This window comes from Falsiroseomonas sp. RANM36, assembly GCF_056682175.1.
Map to the genome: position 1 here is coordinate 476852 of NZ_JBWXTD010000004.1, position 6345 is coordinate 483196.

General features: G+C 70.5%; 7 protein-coding genes. 1 reads left to right on the forward strand and 6 read right to left on the reverse strand.

Annotation, left to right across the window (positions count from 1 at the left end; all coding sequences use genetic code 11):
* From AC1MIR_RS16045 to ccoN, 5 genes are all read right to left on the reverse strand, one after another.
* Window positions 1-892 (reverse strand): 4Fe-4S binding protein (locus AC1MIR_RS16045; protein WP_480029191.1); only part of this gene is annotated, 892 nt, incomplete at its 3' end.
* 7 nt (window positions 893-899) lie between these two features.
* The gene (gene ccoP, locus AC1MIR_RS16050) at window positions 900-1772 is read right to left on the reverse strand and encodes a cytochrome-c oxidase, cbb3-type subunit III (protein WP_480029192.1); all 873 of its coding nucleotides are present in this window, start codon (window positions 1770-1772) and stop codon (window positions 900-902) included.
* A 10-nt stretch (window positions 1773-1782) separates the two neighbouring features.
* Complete coding sequence (locus tag AC1MIR_RS16055) at window positions 1783-1956, reverse strand: cbb3-type cytochrome oxidase subunit 3 (protein ID WP_480029193.1); 174 nt, start codon at window positions 1954-1956, stop codon at window positions 1783-1785.
* Window positions 1957-1968: 12 nt separating this feature from the next.
* Window positions 1969-2697 carry a cytochrome-c oxidase, cbb3-type subunit II gene (gene ccoO, locus AC1MIR_RS16060; RefSeq protein WP_480029194.1) on the reverse strand — a complete coding sequence of 243 codons (729 nt, stop codon included), beginning with the start codon at window positions 2695-2697 and terminating at the stop codon, window positions 1969-1971.
* Window positions 2698-2711: 14 nt separating this feature from the next.
* The gene (gene ccoN, locus AC1MIR_RS16065; RefSeq protein WP_480029195.1) at window positions 2712-4232 is read right to left on the reverse strand and encodes a cytochrome-c oxidase, cbb3-type subunit I; all 1521 of its coding nucleotides are present in this window, start codon (window positions 4230-4232) and stop codon (window positions 2712-2714) included.
* A 169-nt stretch (window positions 4233-4401) separates the two neighbouring features.
* Here ccoN and AC1MIR_RS16070 point away from each other — a divergent pair, with 169 nt between their 5' ends.
* Window positions 4402-5199 (forward strand): DUF2189 domain-containing protein, encoded by a 798-nt coding sequence (locus AC1MIR_RS16070; RefSeq protein ID WP_480029196.1) that lies wholly within the window; start codon window positions 4402-4404, stop codon window positions 5197-5199.
* Between the two features lie 3 nt (window positions 5200-5202).
* Here AC1MIR_RS16070 and AC1MIR_RS16075 read toward each other — a convergent pair.
* Window positions 5203-6345 (reverse strand): calcium-binding protein (locus AC1MIR_RS16075; protein ID WP_480029197.1); only part of this gene is annotated, 1143 nt, incomplete at its 5' end.

A 6345-nucleotide genomic window follows, 5' to 3' on the forward strand; every position in this document is an offset into this window, starting at 1 on the left:
CGAGATCCGCCACCGCCGGCCCGCCCCCGCGATAGGGCACGTGCAGCACCTGGATGCCCGCGCGCTGCAGGAACAGCTCCGTCGCGACATGCGGCAGCGCGCCCGGGCCCGGCGCGCCGGGGGGCGCGCCGCGCCAGGCGCGGTAGGAGACGACGAGGGAGTTCTCGTCCAGCATCGCGGCCTGGAAGCGCGGCCAGGGGCACATGTAGGTGCAGACCTGCTCCCGCGCCCAGCCGGCGAGCAGATAGGTCGTGCCGGTGAAGAGCCAGAAGAAGAGATAGACGCCCGCGCCGGCCTGCCCGGTGAAGAATTTCGGCCAGAGCTCGATCGCGTCGTTGAAATACATGATCCAGGCGCCGCCGGTGGCCATCGCGATGGCGAGCCACGCCGCATGCGTCAGCGCCTTCCTGCGCCACTTCTCCGCGGTCCAGGGCGCCTTGTCGAGGCGCATGCGCTCGTTGCGGTCGCCCTGGATCCTGCGCTCGACCCACATGAACAGGTCGGTCCAGACCGTCTGCGGGCAGGCGAAGCCGCACCAGACGCGGCCGAACAGCGACGTCGCGGCGAACAGCGCGATGGCGCCGAGGATCAGCAGGCCGGTGAGGAAGTAGACCTCCTGCGGCCAGATCTCGAAGAAGAAGAAGTAGAGGCGGCCATGGGTCATGTCCACGAGCACCGCCTGGTCCGGTGCGCCCGGGCCGCGGTCCCATCGGATCCACGGCACCAGGTAGTAGAGCGCCAGGCAGACGACCAGCACGGCCCATTTCGCGCGCCGCACCGGGCCCGTGACCGCCTTCGGATACACCTTCTGGCGGTTGGCGTAGAGCGGCTGGGCCGGCGGCGGGGAACCGCCCGCCGGCGCCAGCTTTTCGCGTGCCGCGAGGTCGTTCATGGCCTGCTCAGTTCTCGCCGCCGCCGAGCGCGTGCACGTAGACGGCGAGCATGTTCACCGTCGCGGGATCGAGCCGGCCGCCCCAGGCCGGCATCACGCCCATGCGGGGATTGGCGATGAAGCGCGCGATGGCGTGCCGGTCGCCGCCATGCAGCCAGATCCGGTCGTTGAGCCGCGGCGCGCCGACGTCGCGGTTGCCCTCGCCATTCTCGCCATGGCAGGCGGCGCAGTTGTCGGCGTAGAGCGGCTTGCCGCGCTCGGCCGCCGCGGCATCGTCGGTGGCGCCGCCGAGCGAGACGACATAGGCGGCAACGTCGCCGGCCTGCGCCACGGTGAGCACGCCGTCGGCGACGAGGCGCGGCATCATGCTCGTGCGCTCCTCGTCGCTTTCGCCAGAGCGGATGCCGTGGCGGATGGTCTGCAGGATGGCGTCGTAGCTGCCGCCCCAGATCCAGTCGTCATCCGCCAGGCTCGGGAAGCCCCCCGGCGCGCCCTGCCCGCCCGCGCCGTGGCAGCCGGCGCAGTTGTTGGCGAAGGCGATGCGCCCGCCGGCCATGGCGAAGGCGCGCAGGTCGGGATCGGCCGCGATCTGTTGCGGCGTCGCCTCCCGGATGCGGTTCAGCATCGGGGCCATCCGCTGGTTTGCGGCGGCGACGTCCTGCATCACCTGCTCCCGCGCGATCCAGCCGGTGACGCCGGTGGCGCCGCGGATCGGGAAGGCGGGGTAGAGGATGACCCAGACCACCGAGAAGGCGATCGTCGCATACAGCACGTAGAGCCACCACTTGGGGAGCGGCGTGTTGAGCTCCTTCAGCCCGTCCCATTCATGGCCGGTGGTGTTGGTGCCCGTCAGGGCGTCCTTTTCGATCTTCGTCGGCATGACGGATTCCTCAGCGGCGGGAAGGCGGCAGCTCGTCACGCAGCGGGATCTCGCCCGCGCGCTCGTAGCCGCGCTTCCGCCAGGGGGCCATCACGTAGAGGATGATCCCGGTGAAGAGCACGAAGAACCAGACCACCCACAGCGTCGCGAAGGTGGAGTGGAGGGAGGCGAGCAGATCGGTCATCGCGGCGCCTCCCTATTGCTGCCGCATCTGCTCGGGCGTCACGTCGCGGAACTGCACGAGCGTGCCGAGCATCTGGAGGTAGGCCACCACCGCATCCATCTCGGTGATGGTGGCGGGGTTGCCGTCGAAGGCGGCCTGGCGGGCGCGGGCGTAGCGGCCCTGGAAGGCGGCCGGATCGGCCTCCGGCCGCGCCTGCGCCTCGAGGTCGGCGCGGGCGTTGGCGATCATCTCGTCGCTGTACGGGACGCCGATCGCGCGCTGCGCCTTCAGGTGATCCGCGATGTCCGCATAGGCGAGCGGACGGTCGAGGAAGGCGTAGGGCGGCATGATGCTTTCCGGCACCACCGCGCGCGGGCTGCGCAGATGCGCCGCCTGCCAGTCATCCGAGTAGCGGCCGCCGACCCGCGCCAGATCCGGCCCCGACCGCTTGGAGCCCCACTGGAAGGGATGGTCGTACATGCTCTCCGCCGCCAGGGAGAAGTGCCCGTAGCGCTCCAGCTCATCGCGGAAGGGACGCACCATCTGGCTGTGGCAGACGTAGCAGCCCTCGCGGATGTAGATGTTCCGCCCCATCAGCTCGAGTGGCGTGTAGGGGCGCACGCCCTCCACCCGCTCGATCGTGGTGGCGACGGTGAAGAGCGGCACGATCTGCGCCAGGCCCCCGATCGAGACCGTGATGAGCGTCAGCACGCCCATCAGGATCAGGTTGGTCTCGATCTTCGCGTGGTTGAACCACTTCATCGCTCCGCCCTCCTTCACTGCGCAGCGGCCGGGACCGCGGAGGCGGGCCCGAGGGGTTGCGGAACGGCGGCGACCGCATCCGTGCTCTCGCCGCGGGTGACGGTCATCCAGAGGTTGTAGACCATGATCAATGCGCCGGAGAGGTAGAGCAGCCCGCCCATCACGCGGATCACGTAGTAGGGGTGCATCGCCGCGACGGTCTCGATGAAGCTGTACTGCAGGAAGCCGTTCTCGTCGTAGGCGCGCCACATCAGGCCCTGCAGGATGCCCGAGACCCACATCGCGGTGATGTAGAGCACGATGCCGAGCGTCGCGATCCAGAAGTGCCAGGAGATCAGCTTCTCGGAATAGACGCCCCGCTTGTTCCACAGCCGCGGGAATAGCCAGTAGAGCGCGCCGAAAGTGACGAAGCCCACCCATCCCATCGCGCCGGAATGCACGTGGCCGATGGTCCAGTCGGTGTAGTGGCTGAGCGCGTTCACCGCCTTGATGGACATGACCGGCCCTTCGAAGGTGGACATGCCGTAGAAGCCGACGGCGGTGACGGAGAAGCGCAGCGCCGGGTTGGTGCGCAGCTTGTCCCACGCGCCCGACAGCGTCATCACGCCGTTGATCATGCCGCCCCAGGACGGCATCCACAGCATGATCGAGAACACCATGCCCAGCGTCTGCGCCCAGTCCGGCAGCGCCGTGTAGTGCAGGTGGTGCGGGCCGGCCCAGATGTAGAGGAAGATCAGCGACCAGAAGTGCACGATGGACAGGCGGTAGGAATAGACCGGCCGCTCCGCCTGCTTCGGGATGAAGTAGTACATCATCCCGAGGAAGCCGGCGGTCAGGAAGAAGCCCACCGCGTTGTGGCCGTACCACCACTGGATCATCGCGTCCTGCACGCCGGAGGCCAGGCCGTAGCTCTTGGAATGGCCGAGCGTGACCGGCAGCGCCAGGTTGTTGCCGATATGCAGCATCGCCACGGTGATGATGAAGGCGAGGTAGAACCAGTTCGCCACGTAGATGTGCGGCTCCTCGCGCCGGAGGATCGTGCCGCCGAAGGCGACCAGGTAGTGCACCCACACCACGGTCAGCCAAAGGTCCACGTACCATTCGGGCTCGGCGTATTCCTTGCCCTGCGTGACGCCGAGCACATAGCCCAGCGCGGCCGAGACGATGACGAACTGGTAGCCCCAGAACAGGAACCACCCCATCGCGTCGCCGCCGAACAGCCGCGCGCGGCAGGTGCGCTGCACGACATAGAGGCTGGTGCAGAACAGCGCGTTGCCGCCGAAGGCGAAGATCACCGCGCTGGTGTGCACCGGCCGCAGGCGGCCAAAGGTGGTCCATTCGAGGTCGAGGTTGAGCAGCGGCCAGGCGAGCTGGGAGGCGATCACCACCCCCACGAGGAAGCCCACCACGCCCCAGAAGACGGTGGCGATGGCGAAGGCGCGAATCGGCGCCTCCACATAGGCATCGACCCGCACGGCGCTCTGTGCGCCCGTGGCGGGTGCGGCCAGCCCTTCGGCATAGCCTGTTGCTGACATGAGGTCGGATCTCCCCTCCGCGCGCCGCAGTCGCGGGCCGACCGGCGCGTGCGGGAAAGAAGACCCTCCCAATCGGTCAGCGTCCTTGATCAGGATCAAGTCTTGCTGCAGCGCACATCGCCTAGTTTGGCGCCCTGCGCACCGGTCAGCCGGGGGGAGGAGAGCCGCGATGACGACGGAAAGCGTGGAACCGGCCGAAAGCGTGCCGGCCGCCGGGCCGACCCGGCCGACGATCCATATCGTGCCGAACGACCAGCCCTGGCGCTGGCTGGAGGCCGGCTGGCGCGACCTGATGGCCACGCCGCATATCGGCTTCTTCTATGGCTTCGCGATCGTGGCGGCGAGTTGGCTGCTGGTGCTGCTGCTGATCGCGGTGGATGCGCTGTGGGCGGTGCTGCCGGCGGTGGCGGGCTTCTTCCTGGTGGCGCCGCTGCTCGGCGCCGGTCTCTACGAGACCAGCCGGCGGCGGGAGGCGGGCGAGCCGGTGTCGCTCGGCATCGCCTTCACGGCGTTCCGCCGCAACGGGCCGCAGCTGGCGCTGATGGGGGCCGTGCTGCTGCTGATCAACCTGTTCTGGGTGCGGCTGGCGGCGCTGCTGTTCATGGTGTTCTTCGGCCTCGGCTTCTCGCCTTCGATCGAGACGCTGCCGATGGCGCTGCTGCGCGCGGACCAGCTGCTGCCCTTCCTGGTGATCGGCACCGGCGCGGGCTTCGTGCTGGCCGCCGTGGCCTTCGCGGTCTCCGCCGTCTCCATCCCGATGCTGGTGGACCGCGACATCTCGGCGATCGAGGCGATCGTGATCTCGATCCGCGCCACGCTCGACAACTGGCGCGCGATGGCCTTCTGGGCCGGGCTGATCGTGGTGTTCACGGCGATGGCGCTCGTGCCCTTCTTCCTCGGCCTCGCGCTGGTGCTGCCGCTGATCGGCCACGCCACCTGGCATGCCTATCGGGACCTGGTGCGGTAGGCTTCAGCCGATCAGGATGTCCTGCGCGCGCAGGGCGCCGGCGGCGACGCCCTGCAGCACCACCGCGCCGCCGGCAAGCGGCAGCTCGAGCCCGCCCCCCGTCGCGCGAAAGGCCGCAAGCGCCGCCGCGGCGGTCGCATGGCCGGCATCGCCGAGCAGCAGCAGGACATCCTCGCCGGGCCTGAAATCCGCGATCACGTCGCGTCCCGTGCCGGCGCCGAGCACGAAGATGTCCTCGCCGGGGCCGCCGATCAGCGTGTCGTCGCCGGCCCCGCCGATCAGCGTATCCGCCGCGCCGCCGCCGCCCAGCAGGTTCGCCAGCGCGTTGCCCTCGATGCGGTTGGCGATCGCATTGCCATGCCCGGTCAGCGCGCCGCCGAGCAGCACCAGGTGCTCGACATTGGCCGGCAGGACGTAGCCGCCGCCCTCCAGCATCGCGCGCACGGTGTCGATGCCGGCGCCGGCCTCCTCCACCACCCGGTCGGCGGACGAATCCACCACGAAGGTGTCGTCGCCGAGGCCACCGATCAGCAGGCTTCCGAGCGCATCGCCGGCTGTCGCGTCCAGCGTGTCCGCCCCTTCCCCGCCGCGCAGCTCGGCGCCGCCATCGGGGCCGCCATCGGGGCCGGCGCGCAGCAGGTCGTCGCCGCCGCCGCCATCCAGCCGGTCGCGGCCCGGCCCGCCATCCAGCGTGTCGGCGCCGGTGCCGCCGGAGAGCGTGTCGTCGCCGGCGCCGCCGGTGAGCGAATCCGGGCCGTCGCCGCCGAGCAAAAGGTCGGCGCCGTCGCCGCCATCCAGCACGTCGGCGCCACCCTGCCCGGCAAGCACGTCGCCGCCGTCCTCGCCCTGCAGCGTATCGTCGCCCGCCTCGCCGAGCAGCGCGTCGTTGCCTGCGCCGCCGCGCAGCCGGTCGTTGCCGCCGGCGCCATCCAGCGTGTCGTCGCCGCCGTCGCCGCGCAGCGAATCGTTGCCGTCCTCGCCACGCAACAGGTCCGGCCCCTCGCCGCCGAACAGGGTGTCGGCATCCGCGCCGCCTTCGAGCGTGTCGGCGCCGCCCCCGCCCCCCCCGCGGGGGGGGCCCGCGCCCCCCCCCCCCCCCCCCCCGCCCCCCCCCCCCCCCCCCCCCGGGCGCCCCCCCCCCCCGGC